The organism is Tateyamaria sp. GN1-10 (assembly GCF_055693845.1).
The window spans coordinates 482309-502942 of record NZ_JBVFUR010000004.1 but is presented as its reverse complement, the minus strand read 5'-3'; the positions used below and the strand labels follow the sequence as shown (position 1 = coordinate 502942).

Sequence of the window (20634 nt, the reverse complement as noted above, 5' to 3'; positions counted from 1 at the left end):
CGTGCACCCGACCAGCGGATATCCCCCGGGGCTGCGTAATTGAGAAAGTTGGCATGGGACGGACCTGGGTTTGGCGACTTGTTGACCACGAGACGCAGTTCGCGATGCATGAATGTCCGGTTCGGAGCAACCAGCGGGTCGAGATTTTAACGTCTCAGATGTCGGCAATGGGCCGTTCTCGGTGGTAATGATCCTCATATTTTGCGCGGACTCCGAGCGCAAAACCAAACAAATCCAGCTAACGCTACATAACGAACCCTTGCTTTGATGATCGAGGGTGTCAAAAGCCCAAGATCGTTCGACAAAAACAAGACAACCTGCGCCGTCTTACAAGCGGTCATCGGTTACCAATCGCAACCCGAGATGCGCGGGCGGGGAGCCGACGGCGCATCCGCCGCGTGCCGGGTCTCGGATGAGGTAGGACATGGCTGCAACGTGCTCGCCTCCGACGTAGAAGGCAGGGCAGCGGTCTGTGGTAACACTGTCGCCGTAGCAGTCACTGGTCCATTCCCAGACGCTTCCATCAAGATCTGCGATGCCTTCGGGTGAGATTGAAAAGCTGCCTTGTGTCTTGAGTGCGCGCGGCGTTGTGCCGTTGGTCAGGTAAGTTGAGGCCCAGGTAAGGGACGGATCAGTAAAGATCGGGTCTGGTTCTTCCGGCAGAACGGGAGCAGCCATAAGGCTCCATTCGTCAGCGGTTGGCAGGCGATAATCTTGGCCGGTACGGGCGTTGATCCAAGCAATGTATTCCTGAACGTCGACATAGCTCAGCCCGGTGGCCGGGGTTATGGCGGGGTCCATGCCAGAGCGCACGCGTAGCGTCAAAGAACATCCGTTGTCCGCTGTACAAGCGTTCCATTCTGCAACGGTGACTTCGTGTTGTTGCACCAAAATGGTTGCTCCATCCGGCAGCTCAACTGCGCCCTTTGCCATGACGGGCTGCAGTGAAGGGTCGAGGTCGCGCTGCATGAGCGCGACCCCGGTAAAAGCGATGGCCGCCACGAAACCCAAGCCAACCAAACCAAGGGACATTTTGTTATGGGTGATGACGGCAAACATCTCACAGGTCCTTTCTCCTGCCTTTTCAGGTTGTAAATTCCCGTGGGGCCACGACTTGCTCCATCAAGTTGTTGTCCCATTCGCCTTGCACAACAAAGTGTGCGGTGGCACCCAGCATGACGCCTTCGATCAGGTTGTGGTTCAAGTAGGCATACACGCCTGGTTGTTCGAAAGTGTACATCGCGGCCACTGCACTGCCGCCACGCACAAACCAGGTTTCCATGTCTCGCAATGGCGCATCGGTGAACGAACTTTCCCAGACGTAGGTGCCATGGCCGCCGATCAGGTGGGGACGCGAGTCCCGATTGGCCTGATTGTGGATCATCAGGACGGTTTCACCGACATTTGCGGTCAGTGCATGTTCGCCGGTCAGGGCGCCAACAGCGCCGTTGAACACAGAATGCGTCGGGATCAAGCCGCGCATCGCTTCAAGGCTGTCGGCATAGTCGTCGCCTGCCACCTCGTATTTGCGATACTCGCCATTTTCATCCATCGGCAAATAGTAGTCCTGCTCACCGATATATGCGATCTTGTCATATTGGAGCGGATTGCCATCCTTGTCCTTGAGGCCATCGCGCGGCAGCACCATCACGGCGCCATTCATGCCATGGGTCACGTGATAGGGGATCATCGCGCCGCCGGGCGCGCAGTGATAGGTGAAGCAGCCAGGCTTGGTCGCTTTCCAACGCAGCACGGTCTCTTCGCCGGGATAGACGTGGGTCAGACCGCCGCCTCCAAGCGCGCCTGTTGAGGCGTGAAAGTCGATGTTATGCTCCATCATGCTGTCGACCGGGTTGCGGAGGGTCAGCTCGATCATATCGCCTTCATGGCAGATGATGAGCGGACCGGGGACCGACCCATTGTAGGTCAGCGCCCAAACCTCGGCCCCGGTGTCTTCATCAACGACCATCAAGCGTTCGGTGGTCTCCATTGTGATCTCGATGATCTTGGGGCCGCCTGTTGCCACCTGTTCATGTTCGGGCGCAAAGGGTGGAGAGACCAACTCTTGCTTGACGCGGGTATAGCCGGACAGGTCCACAGGCTCTGCTGTGCTGTCTGCCGCTTGCTCACCCGCAGCTTTGTAAATCATGGACGAAGTCGCGTTGATCTTGTTGATCTTTGGCGCGTGTGTCGCTGCCATCGCACCTGCCCCCGTCACGGCAGCAGCTCCTGCGAGCATACTGCCGCGCAAGACGTTGCGACGGCTGGTCTTTACAAGGCCTGGATTGATGAATTTGGTCATGGTTCCCTCCATGGGGGCTGGATGTAGGCGCCAAGACAGCTCGCCGGGGCGCCGTCTGTATTCAGAAATTTGCAAGCTGCGCTTCGAAGCGTTCCTTGGCCTTGCGCGGCACGCGGCCTTCGAAGAAATCCTCGGGTGCGTCCACGTCACCAACAGCGATGGTCATCACCATGCCCATGGCGAAATGCGGCTTGCAGATCACGCCGTAGACGCCTTCGACATCCAGAGTGACTTCGATCTCTTCGTTGATCTTGCCTTTGAAGGCTTCGGCCCCATCGGGCAGCATGCCCTTGTTGACTTCGGCGTTGTGGCCCTTGTCCGCGGCAAGGAATTTGATTGTGTCACCCGGCTGCGCTTGAACGAAGGCAGGTTCGAAAACCATGCGCTCACCCTCGGAGCCCTTGTTCAGCATCTGTACTTCGATTGTTTCGGCGAATGCTGCGCCACTCATCAGTGCGGCAAGTGCCAAACCGATTGTCAGTTTGCGGATCATCTTCATTTCCTTTCAGATCAGCCTTTGTGTTGATCTGAATATTATCGGATGCCGCGGACCGAACTTTGCGCTGGCACAAAGAACGATGCAGAAGACAACGACCCGCACCTTTTCACTTGGGTGCATGGCATCCACTTGCCCGTTGTGGCACGACTATCAAGATGGACGGTCAACCTCGCAAAACTCTGCCGCGGCTGGATGAAAGCCTGCTGACGCACCTTCCGCCGTTTTCAAAGCTGGACAAGCGGCAGATCCGTACAATTCTGGATCAAGCGTCATCGCAACGGTATGAAACCGGAATTGCGGTCTTTGAAGAGGGCGCACCGGCGGAACGCTTCTACATGCTTCTCGATGGGTATGTCCGCGTGGTGCGGATCACGGCCACCGGCGAACAGGTGACAACACTCCATATCCCTGCAGGTCAATTGATAGGAATTGCTAAGGCGATCGGGCGCGACACATATCCGGCGACGGCGTTGACGGCGACGGAGTCACTGGCTCTGAGTTGGCCAACACGGCTGTGGGACAAGTTCGTATCTGAATATGACGGGTTTGCGACCGAGACCTACAGGATCCTCGGGCAACGCGTAGGTGAGATGAACAACCGCATCGTTGAAATGGCAACGCAACAGGTCGAACAGCGGGTGGCGAATGCGCTCCTTAGACTGATCCATCAAACCGGCCGCAAGGTACCCGAAGGGATCGAGATCGACTTTCCCATCACACGACAAGATCTGTCCGAGTTGACCGCCACCACGTTACACACCGTAAGCCGCTTGCTCAGCAGATGGGAGAAAGAGGGCCTTGTGCAAAGCAAGCGCAAACGGATCATGGTGCGCGATTCTCATGCGCTGGTGGTACTCAGTCAGGCATAATGGCTGCTTTCAACTCTGCCATGAATGCATCTTCTTCGAGATGATACGCGGCGCAGGCGTCAATCAATGTATGGAATGGGCCGACTAGACACCCGACACAGAGCATCCTGTACTTTGTAAAAACCGCGATTGTCTGAGGCCAGTGTGTCATGATGTCGGCCAGTGGCAAGTCCGGGTCGTCTATCCTCGACGTGCGCATACCGTCCTCCTTTCTTAAAACGACCGTAGAACTGAAACTTCGCGAAACGTTGCGCTGGCGCAAACTTCACCGGCTTCACACTGGTTAGACAAAAGGTATCCCAACTTGAGGAGGCCTTTCGCATGGCTGAATTTCTAACCAAATCGCGGGCGCGCAACATCTTCTACGGGGGCTCGATCTTCTTCGTAGTGGTGTTCGTGGGGATGACCGTCCACTCCCATAAATACGTCGTCAATGTCTCGACCGCCGGTATGGAGCTGAGCGAAGAGGTGATCCACGGCAAGCACGTCTGGGAGAGACACTCCTGCATCAACTGTCACAGCTTGCATGGCGAAGGTGCCTACTTTGCCCCCGAGGTGGGCAATGTGATGACCCGTTGGGGCGTCCAAGACAGTCCTGAAGATGCCTTCGAAACGCTCAAAGGTTGGATCGAAGGCCAGCCCAGCGGCATTGAAGGCCGCCGTCAGATGCCGCGCTACGAGTTGTCGGATGAAGACATTCGCGGCCTCGCGGAATTCCTGCGTTGGGCAGACCAGACAGACACGCAGGGCTGGCCGCCCAACGACGCCGGATAAGGAGGCGAAAACCATGAAATACGAAACACAAAAAGTTGCGTACTGGTACTTCCTCGCCGCGATGGCTCTGTTTGGCATCCAGGTGCTGGGCGGCCTGCTGGCGGGTTGGGTCTATGTCTCGCCCAACTTCTTGTCCGAGTTGCTGCCCTTCAACGTGATCCGCATGCTTCATACCAATGCGCTGATCGTGTGGCTGCTGCTGGGCTTCTTCGGTGCGGCTTACTTCCTGATCCCTGAGGAGTCAGAGCGTGAAATCTGGTCTCCAAAACTCGCTTACATCCAGCTGATCATCTTGCTGGTCGGAACGCTTGGCGCTGTCGGCAGCTATCTCGTCGGTATCCATGGCGGGCGCGAGTTTCTCGAACAGCCCCTTTGGGTCAAGTTCGGCATTCTCGTCGCCGCATTGATCTTCCTGTTGAACATTTCGATGACAGTGCTTGCGGGCAAAAAAACCGCGATCACCAATGTGCTGCTCATGGGGCTGTGGCTGCTGTCGCTGCTTTGGATCTTTGCCTTTATCAATCCTGACAATCTGTCATTGGACAAGATGTACTGGTGGTTCGTCGTGCACCTCTGGGTCGAGGCGACCTGGGAATTGGTCATGGCGGCAATCCTCGCATTCCTGCTGCTGAAGCTGACGGGTGTCGACCGCGAGGTGGTGGAAAAGTGGCTTTACGTCATCGTCGCCACTGCGCTCTTCTCCGGCATCCTTGGCACTGGGCACCACTTCTATTGGATCGGTTTGCCCGGGTACTGGCAGTGGGTCGGCTCCATCTTCTCAACCTTTGAGGTGATCCCCTTCTTTCTGATGATGAGCTTCGCGTTTGTCATGGTCTGGAAGGGGCGGAAGAACCACCCTAACAAGGCGGCTCTCCTGTGGTCGCTTGGGTCGTCCACCGTCGCCTTCTTCGGCGCGGGCGTCTGGGGTTTCCTGCACACTCTGCACGGCGTTAACTTCTACAGCCACGGCACGCAGATCACCGCAGCGCACGGGCACCTCGCCTTCTACGGGGCCTATGTCGCGCTGAACCTCGCGGTTTTCACCTACGCGATGCCGATGCTGCGGGGACGGGAGCCCTACAACCAGGTGCTCAATATGGGCAGCTTCTGGCTGATGACCGGAGGCATGGCTTTCATGACCTTCGTGCTGACCTTCGCAGGCACGATCCAGACGCACATGCAGCGGGTGATCGGCGATTACTACATGACCGTCCAGGACGATCTCGCGATCTTCTACCTGATGCGGTTCGGCGCCGGTGCAGCTGTCGTGCTGGGTGCACTGCTCTTCATCTACTCGATGCTTGTGGTGCGGAAGGACGAGATCATCACGCCGGGCCCCGCCAACCCTATTCCGGGAGATTGAGCCATGAACATCGCAACCACACCAACCCTGCCGTTCTACCAGCCCACGGGCCGCGAATGCGACCTGTTCGAGACGGCCTATGACAACGGTTTGCCCCTTCTTCTGAAGGGACCGACCGGCTGCGGCAAAACCCGATTTGTAGAACACATGACCGCGAAACTGGGTAGGCCGCTCTATACCGTCGCCTGCCATGATGATCTGTCAGCGGCGGACCTGATCGGTCGGTATTTGCTCAAGGGCGGGGAAACCGTCTGGGTTGACGGCCCGCTAACCCGCGCGGTGCGCGAGGGCGGCATTTGCTACCTTGATGAGGTGGTGGAGGCGCGCAAGGACGTCACCGTGGTGCTGCACCCGCTGACGGACACACGACGGACCCTGATGATCGACCGTACAGGCGAGGAGCTTGTGGCACCGGCGGGGTTCATGCTCGTGGCCAGCTACAATCCGGGCTATCAGAACGTCCTGAAACGATTGAAGCCCTCGACAAGGCAACGGTTTTTGTCGATCAGCTTCGACTTCCCCAAGGCTGAAACGGAAATCGCCGTGGTTGCCAGCGAAAGCCGGCTGGAACCGGGGCGCGTTGCACCGCTCGTTCGGTTGGCGGGGCACATCCGAAATCTGTCGGGCATGGATCTGGAAGAAGGTGTCTCGACCCGCTTGCTGATCTATGCGGCCACCTTGATGGCGGACGGTATGGGGGTGGATCAGGCGCTTGAGGCCGCAGTGATTGAGCCACTCAGCGATGAGCCCGACGTGCAGCAATCGCTGCGTGACCTTGTCAGTACGATTTACGGATAACGCTATGCGTCTTCTTGACCTCATGGAGCCAGAAGAGACGGTCGGCAACCTGTGGCACGATATGGCAAAGGGGATCGGCGCGGATGTTACCTTTCCCGAGGCGGCAGTCACGCTCGCCTCAGTCCGGCCAAGCCTGTCAGTGCTGTTCCGGGCGCTTGCCGGCGCGCCCGGGGTAGAGTTGCGCGAAGCGCCCGCGACACTGATGCAACACCGCCGCCCGTTGCGTCGCAAGCTGGGCGCGGATCGGGACCGCGAATGGAAGCCCAGCTTTGACGGCGAGCGGTTGAATTTGCCGCCCGTGATCGCCGTATTTCCTGACGCGGACCTCAACCGCGCCGCCTATTTCTGGCTGACCGCTCTGGCCGCACACAGCGATCCGGCAACCTTGATATTGCCTGTTGATGGCCCGGCGCATGATTGCGCACAGATCACAGCCAACACAGCTGCGGCTGATGCAGCTTTTGCTGCCTGTCCGGGTCTGCGTAAGGCGTACCGCGGCATGTCGACAATCTGTCTCGCGCTGCGTCCGAAGGTGATCCGCCCCGCGCAAGAGGAGGCGATTGAGACGGCCATTTGCCATCACCTCTGTGCGAGCACCCAAGCCCTTGAGGTCGAACTGTTTTTGCGTAGATATCGGCCCTTTGCACCGGTTCCGATCTGGCTGCATTTTACGCATCCTGGTGCTGGTATTCCCGCAAGCGAAGACAGCGCAGATCCCGTGGCACCGCCACCGACTGCCGCACACACCAGCCGCAAGTTGGGCGCGCGCAAGGAGCATGAACAAAACAACCGCAGCGACAGTTTTATCATGCACCGGTTCGAGTCGATCCTGTCATGGGTCGAGTCGATGAACATCAACCGCAGCGTGGATGACGACAATGACGAGAACGCGCAAAAGGCAGCCGATGATCAGGACGAGATTGTCCTGACCAAACAGGATCGCAAGACCGCGACCCGTCTGCGCCTGCATCTCGATCTGTCGCCTGCTGATGCGGATCACGAGGCGCTGTCTGGCATTCATACCTATCCCGAATGGAACCACCGCTCTCGCAGTTACATGGCCAATCACTGCCGTGTCCTGGATGCACCGGCGCAACCCAATGGCACGGCCTTTATGCCCAACGCGCGCCGGGTGCGGGATGTGCGCCGTCAGTTCGAGGCGATGCGCCCGCGTCGTATCCTGCAACCACGCCAGGTGGACGGCTCAGAGCTGGATCTTGACGCGTTGTTGACCGCACAAACCGATCTGCGCGCCACCGGGCGCGGATCGGATCGCATCTGGCAATCCGCGCGACAGGTTGAGCGCGACTTGTCCGTCGCCTTCCTCATCGACAATTCTAGATCCACCGAGGCCGCCATTGGCGACACCAGCGTGATCGAAGTCGCACGCCACACGATGGCCGCGCTGGCCACCGGCATCGACGCGGCGGGCGACCGACTGGGGATCTGGGGTTTTTCATCGCTGCGCCGTGATCGTGTTTTCCTGAACCGCTGCAAGGGGTTCGACGACGCCATGTCGCCCGAGATCACCGCCAATATCGGCGCGTTGAAGCCCGACCACTACACGCGCCTTGGCGCCGCGATCCGTCATGTGTCCGCGCAATTGGCTGAAGAGGTCTCTGCACGCAAGCTTCTGATCGTTTTGACCGATGGCAAGCCCAACGATCTGGACCATTACGAAGGCCAACACGGGATTGAGGACAGCCATATGGCGGTGCGCGAGGTCCGCAACGCGGGCATGAGCCTGTACGGCATCATCATCGACGAGGATGGGCAGGACTGGTTCACCCGTATCTTCGGGCGCGGGGGGTTCACGCTGTTGCCGGATGCAAATCGCCTGCCCCGAGCCTTACCCGATATCTATCGCACCCTGACACAGGAGACCTGACATGCGCCACCTCATCGGCTTCACCACCCTGTTCTGCAGTCTGGCCACCACCGGCATTGCCAAAGAATTCGATCGCCCGATCCCGCAGGCGCAATCGGCGACCGCCGAATTCTGGTATGCTTTGGCCTGCGTGACCTTTTTGGCGGCCATGGTCGCGGTTCAATGGCTCGTTTCGCGCAGATGACCCGGCAAGGCTGGTCCACGCTGCGTATCGCATTGGCTCTCTATCCGTTCGGAGCGGGGGCCGCCGGGGTCAACGTGTTCTTTGCGTCGTTGATCCTCAGTTGGATCGGCGGGCCAGTGGCCTCAACCGGTTGGTCCATTGTGCTTGGATGCGTCGTCGGCGGTCCTGCAACCTGGTACTTTGCGCGACATATCCGCCACCTGATGGACGTGGCTGACAACACGGAGGCAACATGAAGATCGACATCACCGACGGTCAACCTGTGATCGACGCCCGTGACCTTGGCAAGCTGTTGGAAATCGCGCCGGCGGACGTGCAGGAAAAGATGCGCGCGGGTGAGATTACAAGCAAGTACGAGATCGGGCAGGATGAAGATGCAGGCCGGTTTCGCCTAACGTTCTACTGCGGCGGCAGGCGGGTTCGGTTGACCTGTGCCGACGATGGCACGGTCCTCAGCACGATCCGTACGAATACGGAGACCAATTGATGGTACAATCGTCATCAGAACAAATGCGTGCATGGCGAGGGCCAGCGTTGTTCAGTTTCGGTTTCCGGCCCTTCTTTCTTTTCGGAGCGGTTTGGGTCGCCGTCTCCATGGTGCTGTGGCTCTTTTCTTTGTCCGGGATGATTGACGTGCCGACACGCTTCGACCCGGTCAGCTGGCATGCGCACGAATTTCTCTTCGGTTATCTTGGTGCAATTCTGGCCGGCTTTCTGCTGACGGCCGTACCAAATTGGACGGGTTGCTTGCCGATGGTCGGCAGGCCACTGGCGGCGCTTTTTGCGCTCTGGGGTGCAGGGCGGATCGCGATCCTTTTTTCCGCTGCTCTGCCGGCGGCGGTCGCGCCTGTCATCGATCTGGCTTTCCCGGTGGTGCTGGGTGCGTTGATCTTGCGAGAGATCATTGCAGGCAAAAACTGGCGCAACCTGATCGTCTTAGCCCTGCTGGCCGCGTTTACGATGGCCAATGCGCTCTTCCACCTAGAGGCGCTGGAGGGTGTCTATGCGGCGCAAGGGACGGGCCTGCGACTGGGCGTAGCGACGGCCGTGATGATGATCGGCGTTATCGGGGGGCGGATCATACCGTCCTTCACCCGCAACTGGCTGGCCCATCGTGAAGACCCTGCGCGACCCGCACCACCAATGCAGAGGTTTGACAAACTGGTCTTGCTGTCCAGCTTGCCCATCTTGGTCTTGTGGGTTGTGCACCCATTTGAGTTTCATACAGGCATTGCGCTCTTGATCATGAGCGGGCTACATCTGACACGTCAAATCCGTTGGCAGCCGCATCACACGCTGGGTGAGCCATTGGTATGGGTTCTTCACCTGTCATATGCGTTCATCCCGTTGGGGGCCTTTGCCCTTGGGATGGATCAAATCCTTGGCAATCCCAGCACGGCGGGCGCGCAGCATCTGTGGATGACCGGGGCGATTGGATCCATGACGCTTGCCGTGATGACCCGCGCTACACTGGGTCACACTGGGCAGACCCTCACCGCGTCACGTGCGACTGTCGTGATCTATCTATGCGTGTTCGGCGCTGCCCTGACACGCTTTCTGACGTCGTTAGTAGTTGAGTTAAACTATGCATCGGGTGTCTTGTGGCTGGCTGCGTTTGTGGGCTTTGCCATCGTCTATGGCCCGTCACTGTTGCGCCGGACACCGGAGAAGGCACCTTGAGTTGGGCCGTATATGCGGTTGTTTTCGCACTGTTTTTCGCGACGCATTCCGTTCCGGTGCGGCCTGCCATCAAATCGCGGATCACTGCGCGTATCGGACTGCGTGGTTTTGGCATCGCCTACTCAATTCTGTCCGTTGCGGTGTTGTCTTTGCTGATCTGGTCCGCAGGGCAAGCGCCCTACATCCAGCTTTGGCCACAGATGGGTTGGCAACGCCATGTGGTGCATCTGGGCATGTTGGCCGTGTGCCTGATCCTGGCATTCACTATTGGGCGACCCAATCCATTCTCCTTCGGTGGCGCGCGGCACAACGGTTTCGATCCCGCACGGCCCGGCATCGTTCGCATCACCCGCCATCCCATCTTGCTGGCGCTGGCGCTTTGGGCCGTACTCCATATGCTACCGAATGGCGATTTGGCACATGTGCTCTTGTTTGGTGTGTTGGGGGGTTTTGCTATTGCAGGACGCGCGCTAATCAATGTGCGCAAACGGCGCGAGATGGGGGCAAATCAGTGGGATGCTCTGAACACTGCGGTCGTGACGGCTCCAATTTGCCAAGCACCTGTGTCTTGGGCAAGCATGGTGCTGCGGGTTGCAGCAGGTTTGGCTGCGTTTGTGACGCTACTGAGCTTGCATCCTGTGGTGATTGGCGTTTCGGCATTCTGAACACGTAGAGCCACACTTGGTGGTCGCCCGGCTCTATCGAGTATTCGTGATCAAGATGCCCGACTAGCGAATAACTCAGACAAACGGCAGCTAAATCAGCGGATTGTGGGCCCGGTCAGCACCAAAACTTGCCCCTGCAGCGAATGGCGGCAATGTGGGTTGCGACTACAGAACAACAACAAGGTGTCGAAATGCCGGTATGGGCCGCGAGCAACGCTTATCGAAAGAGCGCATGGCAAGATGCCGCGCCGCCTCTGATGTCTGCAGTGAGCCCACCCTGTGAATTCGAATTTCTCGCTGTGTGCGCTCGCAGCACGAGTATTGGCGCACACGCGGGTTTTCTGTTGCTGCTACGATACTGAGAAACCGGCCATTCATTCCCTGCGCAGCGTAAACAGATAAACCGATTTACGTCTCACCGACATTGCTGCTGTTCCAGGGCATGCCAGGTTAGTGCCGCGCTTTGAGCCGGGGTTTGGTGCCGCGCTCACTTGAGCCTCAAACAGCCTGGAGCGTCCGCGATTGGTTCACCGAATTATTCGTCCGAACATTGGCCATTGCCCAAGCAAGTAGAGTTGTGGTGTCAGCGCGGTGCTGATGTTGGGCTGGGCGGGAGGATTGGAGGGCACGTTAGGCCAAGAGTCCAGCTTCCCGCAGTCACCCCAAAACACCGAGCTTGGAAAAAGAGCGGATGATCGGCCAGAAACGACCGCTACGTCGCAACTTGTATTCGGTCTTTCCGGTTTGCTCTCCGCCGTTCCCACCGATTGTCCCTGCGGCGTACACAGGCGTCCTTCCAATTCCATCAAAAGGTTGCTCTCACGGCATCACGCAGTTCCGGATAGAGTATCCAATTTCCGGGATCTGTTTCGTCGTGCGGCTCGCCCCGGAACGCAAGAAGCGAACTGCTTTCCAAAGCGGCGGACGTCACTTTCGAGATCCGTCTCAAGGGCAAAATAGTCGGAGAACAAACGATCTGCATTCGCGAGTGATCTGTTCGCCGATGTCTGCGACTTGTACCCCGCCGCTTTCGCCAGTTGCTCATCTGTCAGCCCGTCTGCATCTGCTATCGACAATGCCGTCAGCATCGCGCGCTGCGGGCTTGTCAGCGCAGCGTGTCCGAGAGCTTCAGCGTATTCCTCGACGCTCGGTACCGAGATACCTGTGCGCGGGTCTTTTCTACGGGCTTCAATCCTGCGGTTCTCCCTTGCGTCGATGACATCGTGCAAGGCGATGATCGCGGCTTCTTCGGTTTCACCGCTTGCCTCGGCGATCACGCCGCGCGCCTCGGTTGGCGGTTTTGCAAAAGCGCGCGCGACGAATTTACCCGCGAGAACACCGGACTTGATTTGATATCTGCCGTGCTCGCCCACGTGTATTGGAGGCCGCGCTTCTGTCTTGCCGACTTTGGCTTTCTTAGGCTTCGTCATGCCATTGAAAAGGTTTTCACCCCTGTTTGATCGGTGCCCCAAGCTTGAATCTGTCATTGGATATCCCCTTTCGGACGGTAATTTTCGATGCGCGACGTCACTGTATGTCGATGCCGTTAAGACGCAGGCCTATGGCTTTTTGGCGTAGCGCCACGGCGCCAAGCCGCCTGAATTGCGAAGTGGTGAATTGAGTGCGCTGTGAACGCACCAGCTTTTCAAGCACGTCCAGCAGGCTGAAAACGTTCGGATCGGAAACAAGCGGTCGACCAGTCGACGATTTAGTCGCGAGACGGGCGTGCGTATGATCGGATACGATGGTGCTCAGGCTAGAAGCTTCGATTGCGTCAGCGAGGTCACCTTACGCAGGGATGGGCGCTCCGAAAGAGCGCCCCCGGGCAATGCTCAGGCGAGCGCGATGTTAGTCGCACTTTCGCGGCCGTCTTTGCCAGGCTCGATATCGTACGTCACCTTTTGGTCGTCGTTCAAGCTCGTCATCCCCGCGCGCTCGAGTGCGGAAATGTGCAGGAACACATCCTTTCCACCCGATTCCGGCGCTATAAAGCCGAAGCCTTTAGTGGTGTTGAACCATTTCACTGTGCCATTGGCCATGTGAGTTTTCCCTTATGATCGCTGCCCACGACATGCGGCAGCCCGGCTTCTCACGACAATGTCGAGCGCTGTGAGCCGATAAAGGAAAACAGAAAGTCGAATGGAGGTCAGTAGCACTTTAAACGTGGTGCCTGCCCGGGCGCGTTACAAGGTGCGCCTTGTGTGACACCAACCTTTCCTTTGCCAACGGGGCATCGATCTTCTATGGCTAGCAAGCTGCCGGGCACCCTGGTAGCGCGCAAAGGAAAGCCCGCATGTCGTTCAACGACCTGGCAAAGAAAGAGGCCGCCGATAAAAAGGCCTTGCAAGAAAAAGAACCGAAATCACTGACCAAAACGAGCGAAAGTCCCGCATCGGGGACCAAGCCGGTCGATCCGTCACAGGACTGACAGGCGCGTCGTAGGACTTCTGGTTCGCCCAGTTAGAACTAAGTTCGATTCAACAGGATTCCTCCTTCAAGGATCTCGTTGATCAGATCCGCTGCCGCCGCGTGCACGTGCCGTTCCGGTTCAGGGTCCTGTGCGTTTTCGAGGGTTTCAGCAGCATCGCGTAGAATGCCTACGATCTCGCGCTCCGGGAGCAAGTCGCGATCGTGTAACCAAAAGCTGCTTCAACCCACGCTCTTATTGACCAAGTAAACGTCGACTGGGCCTGTGTGAAATACCGCGCTGGCGCTAGAAAACTGTTTTGCCTTTGGGTATTAACAACTTCCGCCAACTAAAGACCTGGTCAGACCCCGGACTGAACTCTGCGCCAGCAGGACGTTCCATTTAAGTGACGCAATATGCGCGAAGATGGCCTTATAGTTCAGCTCGCCATGATCCAGAGCACCTCTGTCCGGCACGGAAGCGAATTGGATATGGCCGATCACGGGCAACAGGTCGGTCAACCGGGTCATCACATCACCCTCTGTCCTGCCGATGTGATAACAATTGAACATAAGCCTGAGGTTCGGCGCGTTGACACGTTCGATGATGGCGCGCGCCTGATCAAATTTTCTGCAACAAACGCGATCACTACAGGGTATGAATTAAGGACGGTCAGCCTGGCGATGATTTGCTAGACTAAGAACGTCGCGCAGTATTGTAAGCGACCCGCAAAAAGGACAAAATCCCGTCGCAAAGGAACGATCAGGTGTCATTTGTCACTGATTTCAGTGGTGAGCCGTGCAGGGTTCGAACCTGCGACCCACTGATTAAAAGTCAGTTGCTCTACCAACTGAGCTAACGGCCCACTAGGCGGCCTATCTAGAAAGGGTCGGCCAAAGGGTCAAGCCGATTCTCGGATGTTTTTCTGCGACATACTGGATTCCCCAAAATCCGGGCGTTATATGCGCCGCATGGCAGATATGGCGACCTCTCACTGGCCCTTCATGAAGATGCACGGGGCGGGCAACGATTTTGTCGTGATCGACGGTCGCAATGCACCCGTTGACCTCACGGAATCGCTGGTGCGCGCATTGGCAGACAGGCATCGCGGCGTCGGGTTCGATCAGCTTGCGCTGATCACTAACGGGTCTGACCTGACGATCACGTTCTACAACGCGGATGGCTCGCAATCAGCGGCCTGTGGCAACGCGACCCGGTGCATCGCTGCACACGAGCTTGCACAGCGCGCGGCAGATCACCTCGACATCCATGTAACCGGACGTGGCATGCTCAATGCGGTGCGAAACGATGACGGCAGCACGGCGGTTAACATGGGCCACCCACAACTGGACTGGCAGGACATCCCCCTGGCCAAGGATGTGGATACACTCTCGCTTCCCATTGAGGGCGATCCGGTTGGCACCGGCATGGGCAACCCGCATTGCACCTTCTTCGTTGATGACCTTTCAACAGTCGACCTCGCCACCATCGGCCCGAAGATCGAGCATCACACCCTCTTTCCCGAACGTACAAATGTGCAATTCGCCCAGGTTGTCGGACCCGACCATATCCGCATGCGCGTCTGGGAACGCGGAACCGGGATCACTTTGGCGTCGGGTTCGTCTTCCTGCGCAACAGCGGTGGCGGCCGCACGGCGCGGCCTAACAGGGCGTAAGGTGCAGATCGACCTTGATGGCGGCACGCTGCACATCGACTGGCGCGACGATGGCGTCTGGATGTCCGGCCCAACGGCCCATGTGTTTGACGGCAAGCTCACGGCAGAATTCCTGCAAAGCCTATGACCGCGCCCGTCTTCTCCAATCACGGCTGCCGCCTCAACGCCTACGAAACTAAGGCGATGGAAGAATTGGCGACCCAAGCGGGTGTCAAGAACGCCGTTGTGATCAACACCTGCGCGGTAACAGCCGAGGCGGTGCGCAAGGCGCGCCAGGACATTCGCAAGCTTCGCCGCACCCATCCAGACGCCAAACTGATCGTCACAGGCTGCGCCGCCCAGACGGAACCCGACACCTTTGCCAACATGGACGAGGTCGACGCAGTCATCGGCAACACGGAAAAGATGCAGGCCAGCACATGGGCGGGGCTCGCCGGTGACTTTGGCACCGAACCCGTGCAGGTCGACGATATCATGTCGGTCACGGAAACAGCAGGTCACCTGATCGACGGGTTTGGCACCCGCAGCCGCGCCTATGTGCAGGTCCAGAACGGCTGCGACCACCGCTGCACCTTCTGCATCATCCCATATGGCCGCGGCAACTCGCGCTCGGTCCCGGCAGGCGTTGTGGTCGATCAGATCAAGCGACTGGTCGACCGTGGCTTCAATGAGGTGGTGCTCACTGGCGTTGATCTCACCTCTTGGGGCGCTGACCTGCCGGGAGAGCCCCAGCTTGGCGACCTGGTCATGCGCATCCTGAAACTGGTGCCCGACCTGCCACGCCTGCGGATCAGCTCCATCGACTCGATTGAGGTGGACGAGGCACTGATGCAGGCCATCGCCACCGAACCGCGCCTGATGCCCCACCTGCACCTGTCGCTGCAGCATGGCGACGACCTGATCCTCAAACGCATGAAACGCCGCCACCTGCGCGACGATGCTATCCGCTTTGCACAAGAGGCCCGCAAACTGCGGCCCGACATGACCTTTGGCGCGGACATCATCGCAGGCTTCCCGACCGAAACCGAAGCGATGTTCGACAACTCTCTGAAGCTGGTCGAAGACTGCGACCTCACATGGCTACACGTCTTCCCCTACTCGCCTCGCCCCGGCACGCCTGCTGCACGGATGCCGCAGGTGAACGGCACGGCTATCAAGGAACGAGCGGCCCGTCTCCGCGCAGTCGGTGAAAAGCAAGTGGTAGAACACCTCGCCGCGCAGCACGGCAAAACCCATCACGTCCTGATGGAAAACCCACACATGGGCCGCACCGAACAGTTCACCGAAGTCACATTCGACACGCCCCAAGCAGAGGGGCAGATTGTCACCACGCGCATATCAGGCGCCCGCGATGGGCAATTGGTGGCTTAGGCCTTGCGCCAGATAAACACGCTCGCCAATGCAATCGCAGCCGGGATCGCCTGAACATAGAGTGTCACGGTAAACGCCAATGCGCCGTACAGGCCTGCAACCAGAACGCACAGCAAAAAGTACGTTGCAATATGGCGTTGCCACTGGGTCGACTGCACAAGCAACGCCCAAATCAGACCACCCGCCAGAAAGAGGTTATACAGACCCTGATTGGCCGCCAGAACCTTGGTTGGGGCGAAAAGCTCGGGTGCCATGAATGTGAACACTTCGGGTCCCCGTGTCTCCCAGGCAAACATTTCCAAATAGCAGAAATAGACATGCGTCAGGGCAACAAGACCAACGAGAATTTTGGAAACAAGAGACATGAGCCCTCCGAAGGAGATGAATGCTCAAAACTGTGATCGAAAGACCCCCTGCCGCGCAAGCAGTTTCCATTGCCTAACAAAAAAGCCCCACCAAAAGGCGGGGCTCTCTATCGCTCATGTCAAAGCGACTTATTTCTTCTTGTAGCGGGCCTTGACCGGCGCCCACAGGCGCTTGTTGGTCAGGTACAGCAACACCGACAGGATGGTCAGGAAGATCACGCCGACAAAGCCAGCCTGCTTGCGTGCCATCAGCTTAGGTTCCGCTGTCCACATCAGGAAGGCAGCAACATCCTCAGACAGGTGGTGCAGGTCCGTCGCATGCCCATCGGCAAACTCCAGATCGTCACCATAAAGCGGCGGCGCCATCGCGATCCAGCCACCGGGGAATGCCTTGTTCTCATAGAGAACAGCGCCCGCCTCTTCCTTCTCCTCGCCCGTATAGCCGCTCAGCAGCGCAACGATGTACTCGGGGCCACCCATGCCCTTCATCAACTGGTTGATGCCCAGACCGTAGGGACCGTGGAAACCGGCGCGGGCCTTGGCCATCAGGCTCAGGTCAGGTGCGTTTTCCAAAGCGGAACCCGGGAAGTTGTCCGACGGACGTGCCGTGCGGAAATCGTCGATCTCCGGGTCAAACACTTCGTAGAACTCGGCATATGCGCGCACTTGATCTTCGGGCAGGCCGGGGCCGCCGTCATCGCTCAGCGTACGCAGGGGCACGTATTGCAAGCCATGGCACGATGCGCAGATCTCGGTATAGATCTGCAAACCGCGCTGCAGCTGGTTCTGGTCGAACGATCCAAAAGGACCGTCAAAGGAAAAGTCGACATCTTCGACATGACCCGCACCGCCAGCGGCGAAGGCACCGGTGGTCAGCGCGAACGCCGCCACCATGCTTGCTGCAAGTTTCTTCAACATCTGCAGTCTCTCCTTATTCCGCGGGCTGAGCCGAAGGTGCAGCGGAACCGCCGTCACCCTTGCTCACCTTGGCGGCAAAGTCTTCTTCGATGGTCGCAGGCTGCGCGTCCGGCTTCTCGATCACACCCAGCAGGGGCAGGATCACCAGGAAGTAGGCAAACCAATACGCCGACGCGATCAACGAGAACGTCGCATAAGGTTCCTCAGCGGGCATGGCCCCCAGCCACATCAAGGCAAAGAAGTCGATAACCAGCAACCAGAACCACCATTTTAGCATCGGGCGATACCGGCCTGACCGCACCGATGACGTATCAAGCCAGGGCGCCAGCGCCATGACAGCAATCGCACCGAACATCGCAAGCACACCAAAGAACTTGGCGTCGATGATGCCGCCGGTCAGTGTTTCCGCAATGATCACAACCCAGACATCCGCCGTAAAGGCACGCAGGATCGCGTAGAACGGCAGGAAGTACCATTCCGGCACGATGTGCGCAGGCGTCGCCAGCGGGTTCGCCTCGATATAGTTATCGGGGTGGCCCAGGTAGTTCGGCATGAAGCCCACGATGGCAAAGAACACCACCAGAATGACCGCCAGCGCGAACAGGTCCTTGATCACAAAGTAGGGCCAGAAGGGCAGCGTGTCCTTCTCGGCGTCCTCTTTCGACGTGCGCCGCACTTCAACACCGGTCGGGTTGTTGTTGCCCGTGGTGTGGAAGGCCCAGATGTGCACGATCACCAGACCGGCAATCACGAACGGCAGCAGATAGTGCAGGCTGAAGAAGCGGTTCAGCGTGGCATTGTCCACGGCAGGCCCACCCAGCAGCCACGTTTGTAGCGCTTCGCCGATGAACGGGATCGCACCAAACAGGCCGGTGATCACGGTCGCACCCCAGAAGGACATCTGCCCCCAAGGCAGAACATAGCCCATGAACGCCGTGCCCATCATCAACAGGTAGATGAGCATGCCGATGATCCACGTGATCTCGCGCGGGGCCTTGTAAGACCCGTAGTAGAGACCGCGGAAGATGTGGGCATAGACCGCAACAAAGAACAGCGACGCGCCGTTCATGTGCAGATAGCGCAGCATCGCGCCGCCGTTCACGTTGCGCATGATGTGCTCAACACTGGCAAAGGCCAGGTCGACATGCGGCGTATAGTGCATGACCAGCACGATGCCCGTGATGATCTGCAACGCCAAACAGAAGGTCAGAACGATGCCCCAGATCCACATCCAGTTGAGGTTCTTGGGTGTCGGGATCATCAGCGTGTCATACAGCAGGCCAACAATCGGCAACCTCTTGGCAAGGCCCTTTTCCCAGGCCGCCTTCGGTTCGTAATGGTCGTGAGGAATTCCAGCCATCAGGTCTCTCCCTTAACCCAGTAGGATCGTGGTTTCGTCCACGAATTCTGCAACAGGAACCGGCAGGTTGGTCGGGGCGGGCCCTTTGCGGATCCGACCAGACGTATCGTAGTGCGAGCCGTGGCAGGGGCAGAACCAACCGCCAAAGTCCCCTGCTCCATCGCCCAATGGGACACAACCCAGGTGGGTACACACACCCATCATCACCAGCCACTCACCCGCTTCATCCATCGAGCGGTTGCTGTCCGAGGCGTCAACTTCGCCCAGGTTTTCATTGCGTGCGATGTCATCCGGCAGGTCTGCCAGATCAACTTCGCGGGCCGCTTGGATCTCTTCTTCCGTCCGGCGACGGATGAACACGGGCTTGCCCAGCCACTTCACGGTCAACTGCGTACCCGGCTCGATGGCGCTGACATCAACGCGGATCGACGACAGGGCCAGAACATCAGCCGACGGGTTCATCTGGTTGACCAACGGCCAGATCGCTGCACCCGCGGTCACGGCACCTGCGCCGGCCGTGGCATAGTACAGAAAATCGCGCCGGGTGCCTTCGTGGTCTTCTTCTACGTGGGACACGGGGGACTTCTCCAGTTTCCAGCGACCCCGAAGGGCCAAATGACGACACAGGCCACGCGCACGCGCAGCCACTTTGTCGCGCTATCTAGCGGGGTGACCCGCCCACGTCCAGCGCGCAATCTGACACACGTGGTCGCAGGTGGGTTGAATTAACCCATTGATAAGATTCGAGACCGCACGGTCCGTTAACCACGTCTTTGGCGCATCACCGGTGTACGGGGGGTGCACAGGGGGTGTACGGATTTCACCCCCATCATGCGCCTTGAATTGCTGGCGTTAACCGCGATTCGGGCGCGTTTGGTGCAAAACACCCACCGAACGTTGCGCGATCTCAGCCTTTTGGGGCGGTCTCCTGCATCGACGGGCGCGCCGCAAATGTCTCGTACCAGCCCGCCAGCGCATCCCGTCCCTTGCGCCAATCCCGGTCGCCATGACGGAAGTCCAGATAGCCCAGCGCGCAGCCCACGCCGATATGTCCGATGTCCATTTTTCCGGCCAAATGCCCCATCCAGCGGGCATTCAGGGCATCGAATGCACCTTCAACCTTGCTCCACTGCGCTTCGACCCACTTCGCCGATTGCTCCGCCTCATCCCGGAACCGCTTTTCGTAAACCATCAGCACAGCCGCTTCCATCATCGCATCCGCCGTGGCCTCCAGCACCAGCGTCTCCCATCCCTTGTCGGGATAAAGGCCCGCCTTCGCCCGGTCGTCCAAATACCGGCAGATGACCTTGCTGTCATAAAGCGTCGGCCCTTCGTCCCGTACCAGCGCAGGAATCTTTCCAACCGGGTTGGCCGCCTTCAGCGTGGCATCGGCACCACCCGGAGCGGCTGTGACCGTTACCGTCTCAACATCATCCGCTTGCCCCGTTTCACGCAGCAAAACCAGCACTTTACGCACAAAGGGGCTGGGCCCCGCCATCAACAGCTTCATCGCGAT

25 protein-coding genes and 1 tRNA gene are annotated in these 20634 nt (G+C 58.5%); 13 read left to right on the top strand and 13 right to left on the bottom strand.

Going from position 1 to position 20634, the window contains the following annotated elements:
• Positions 1–327 precede the first annotated feature (327 nt).
• The 3 genes from ACZ1HN_RS04380 to ACZ1HN_RS04370 form a co-directional block, all read right to left on the bottom strand.
• Positions 328–1059 (bottom strand): SUMF1/EgtB/PvdO family nonheme iron enzyme, encoded by a 732-nt coding sequence (locus tag ACZ1HN_RS04380; RefSeq protein WP_299746821.1) that lies wholly within the window; start codon positions 1057–1059, stop codon positions 328–330.
• A gap of 25 nt (positions 1060–1084) precedes the next feature.
• On the bottom strand, positions 1085–2302 hold the full coding sequence (nirK, locus tag ACZ1HN_RS04375) for a copper-containing nitrite reductase (RefSeq protein ID WP_472726610.1): 1218 nt from the start codon (positions 2300–2302) through the stop codon (positions 1085–1087).
• A gap of 61 nt (positions 2303–2363) precedes the next feature.
• On the bottom strand, positions 2364–2795 hold the full coding sequence (locus ACZ1HN_RS04370) for a pseudoazurin (RefSeq protein WP_472726609.1): 432 nt from the start codon (positions 2793–2795) through the stop codon (positions 2364–2366).
• Positions 2796–2956: 161 nt separating this feature from the next.
• Here ACZ1HN_RS04370 and ACZ1HN_RS04365 point away from each other — a divergent pair, with 161 nt between their 5' ends.
• Complete coding sequence (locus ACZ1HN_RS04365; RefSeq protein ID WP_472726608.1) at positions 2957–3670, top strand: Crp/Fnr family transcriptional regulator; 714 nt, start codon at positions 2957–2959, stop codon at positions 3668–3670.
• Here the strand turns inward: ACZ1HN_RS04365 and ACZ1HN_RS04360 are convergent.
• Complete coding sequence (locus ACZ1HN_RS04360; protein ID WP_472726607.1) at positions 3657–3869, bottom strand: DUF1858 domain-containing protein; 213 nt, start codon at positions 3867–3869, stop codon at positions 3657–3659. The genes ACZ1HN_RS04365 and ACZ1HN_RS04360 overlap by 14 nt on opposite strands.
• 122 nt (positions 3870–3991) lie before the next feature.
• On the opposite strand from ACZ1HN_RS04360, the gene ACZ1HN_RS04355 reads away from it, so the two are divergent.
• Genes ACZ1HN_RS04355 through ACZ1HN_RS04315 form a run of 9 tightly spaced genes read left to right on the top strand, consistent with a single transcriptional unit; the run spans position 3992 to position 11022 of the window.
• A complete protein-coding gene (locus ACZ1HN_RS04355) occupies positions 3992–4444 on the top strand; it encodes a c-type cytochrome (RefSeq protein ID WP_472726606.1) in 453 nt (150 codons plus the stop codon).
• 13 nt (positions 4445–4457) lie between these two features.
• The gene (locus ACZ1HN_RS04350) at positions 4458–5807 is read left to right on the top strand and encodes a cbb3-type cytochrome c oxidase subunit I (RefSeq protein ID WP_472726605.1); all 1350 of its coding nucleotides are present in this window, start codon (positions 4458–4460) and stop codon (positions 5805–5807) included.
• 3 nt (positions 5808–5810) lie between these two features.
• Complete coding sequence (locus tag ACZ1HN_RS04345) at positions 5811–6605, top strand: AAA family ATPase (protein ID WP_472726604.1); 795 nt, start codon at positions 5811–5813, stop codon at positions 6603–6605.
• A 4-nt stretch (positions 6606–6609) separates the two neighbouring features.
• Complete coding sequence (locus ACZ1HN_RS04340) at positions 6610–8493, top strand: nitric oxide reductase activation protein NorD (protein ID WP_472726603.1); 1884 nt, start codon at positions 6610–6612, stop codon at positions 8491–8493.
• Between the two features lies 1 nt (position 8494).
• Positions 8495–8677 (top strand): protein NnrT, encoded by a 183-nt coding sequence (locus tag ACZ1HN_RS04335; protein WP_472726602.1) that lies wholly within the window; start codon positions 8495–8497, stop codon positions 8675–8677.
• Positions 8656–8913: an NnrT protein gene (locus tag ACZ1HN_RS04330; protein WP_472726601.1), complete on the top strand. Its 258-nt coding sequence runs from the start codon at positions 8656–8658 to the stop codon at positions 8911–8913. The genes ACZ1HN_RS04335 and ACZ1HN_RS04330 overlap by 22 nt, the downstream gene beginning before the upstream one ends.
• Positions 8910–9164, top strand: coding sequence for a DUF6522 family protein (locus ACZ1HN_RS04325; RefSeq protein ID WP_299601193.1), 255 nt, complete (start codon positions 8910–8912; stop codon positions 9162–9164). Before ACZ1HN_RS04330 ends, ACZ1HN_RS04325 begins: the two co-directional genes overlap by 4 nt.
• A 23-nt stretch (positions 9165–9187) precedes the next feature.
• On the top strand, positions 9188–10357 hold the full coding sequence (locus ACZ1HN_RS04320) for an NnrS family protein (protein ID WP_472726600.1): 1170 nt from the start codon (positions 9188–9190) through the stop codon (positions 10355–10357).
• Positions 10354–11022 carry an NnrU family protein gene (locus ACZ1HN_RS04315; RefSeq protein ID WP_472726599.1) on the top strand — a complete coding sequence of 223 codons (669 nt, stop codon included), beginning with the start codon at positions 10354–10356 and terminating at the stop codon, positions 11020–11022. The genes ACZ1HN_RS04320 and ACZ1HN_RS04315 overlap by 4 nt, the downstream gene beginning before the upstream one ends.
• Before the next feature lie 827 nt (positions 11023–11849).
• Here the strand turns inward: ACZ1HN_RS04315 and ACZ1HN_RS04310 are convergent.
• Together ACZ1HN_RS04310 and ACZ1HN_RS04305 are read right to left on the bottom strand one after the other, a co-directional pair.
• Complete coding sequence (locus tag ACZ1HN_RS04310; protein WP_472726598.1) at positions 11850–12509, bottom strand: hypothetical protein; 660 nt, start codon at positions 12507–12509, stop codon at positions 11850–11852.
• Between the two features lie 345 nt (positions 12510–12854).
• Complete coding sequence (locus tag ACZ1HN_RS04305; RefSeq protein WP_299705074.1) at positions 12855–13061, bottom strand: cold-shock protein; 207 nt, start codon at positions 13059–13061, stop codon at positions 12855–12857.
• A 254-nt stretch (positions 13062–13315) separates the two neighbouring features.
• Between ACZ1HN_RS04305 and ACZ1HN_RS04300 the strand changes: the two genes are divergently transcribed.
• The gene (locus ACZ1HN_RS04300; RefSeq protein WP_299705076.1) at positions 13316–13450 is read left to right on the top strand and encodes a hypothetical protein; all 135 of its coding nucleotides are present in this window, start codon (positions 13316–13318) and stop codon (positions 13448–13450) included.
• A 311-nt stretch (positions 13451–13761) separates the two neighbouring features.
• Here the strand turns inward: ACZ1HN_RS04300 and ACZ1HN_RS04295 are convergent, their stop codons facing one another.
• Together ACZ1HN_RS04295 and ACZ1HN_RS04290 are read right to left on the bottom strand one after the other, a co-directional pair.
• Positions 13762–14034, bottom strand: a complete 273-nt coding sequence (locus ACZ1HN_RS04295) for a hypothetical protein (RefSeq protein WP_472729275.1) — start codon at positions 14032–14034, stop codon at positions 13762–13764.
• Between the two features lie 184 nt (positions 14035–14218).
• Positions 14219–14294, bottom strand: a tRNA-Lys gene (locus ACZ1HN_RS04290).
• Positions 14295–14391: 97 nt separating this feature from the next.
• Between ACZ1HN_RS04290 and dapF the strand changes: the two genes are divergently transcribed.
• Both dapF and mtaB read left to right on the top strand, forming a co-directional pair.
• A complete protein-coding gene (gene dapF / locus ACZ1HN_RS04285; protein ID WP_472726597.1) occupies positions 14392–15231 on the top strand; it encodes a diaminopimelate epimerase in 840 nt (279 codons plus the stop codon).
• On the top strand, positions 15228–16475 hold the full coding sequence (gene mtaB, locus ACZ1HN_RS04280) for a tRNA (N(6)-L-threonylcarbamoyladenosine(37)-C(2))-methylthiotransferase MtaB (RefSeq protein WP_472726596.1): 1248 nt from the start codon (positions 15228–15230) through the stop codon (positions 16473–16475). Before dapF ends, mtaB begins: the two co-directional genes overlap by 4 nt.
• Here the strand turns inward: mtaB and ACZ1HN_RS04275 are convergent.
• From ACZ1HN_RS04275 to ACZ1HN_RS04255, 5 genes are all read right to left on the bottom strand, one after another.
• Positions 16472–16840: a DUF1304 domain-containing protein gene (locus ACZ1HN_RS04275; protein ID WP_472726595.1), complete on the bottom strand. Its 369-nt coding sequence runs from the start codon at positions 16838–16840 to the stop codon at positions 16472–16474. The two genes, mtaB and ACZ1HN_RS04275, sit on opposite strands and share 4 nt — an antisense overlap.
• Before the next feature lie 129 nt (positions 16841–16969).
• A complete protein-coding gene (locus tag ACZ1HN_RS04270; RefSeq protein WP_472726594.1) occupies positions 16970–17758 on the bottom strand; it encodes a cytochrome c1 in 789 nt (262 codons plus the stop codon).
• 13 nt (positions 17759–17771) lie between these two features.
• Positions 17772–19118 carry a cytochrome b gene (gene petB, locus ACZ1HN_RS04265; RefSeq protein WP_472726593.1) on the bottom strand — a complete coding sequence of 449 codons (1347 nt, stop codon included), beginning with the start codon at positions 19116–19118 and terminating at the stop codon, positions 17772–17774.
• 12 nt (positions 19119–19130) lie between these two features.
• Positions 19131–19694: a ubiquinol-cytochrome c reductase iron-sulfur subunit gene (petA, locus tag ACZ1HN_RS04260; protein WP_299553079.1), complete on the bottom strand. Its 564-nt coding sequence runs from the start codon at positions 19692–19694 to the stop codon at positions 19131–19133.
• Between the two features lie 331 nt (positions 19695–20025).
• Complete coding sequence (locus ACZ1HN_RS04255) at positions 20026–20628, bottom strand: glutathione S-transferase (RefSeq protein ID WP_472726592.1); 603 nt, start codon at positions 20626–20628, stop codon at positions 20026–20028.
• Between the last annotated feature and the right edge of the window lie 6 nt (positions 20629–20634).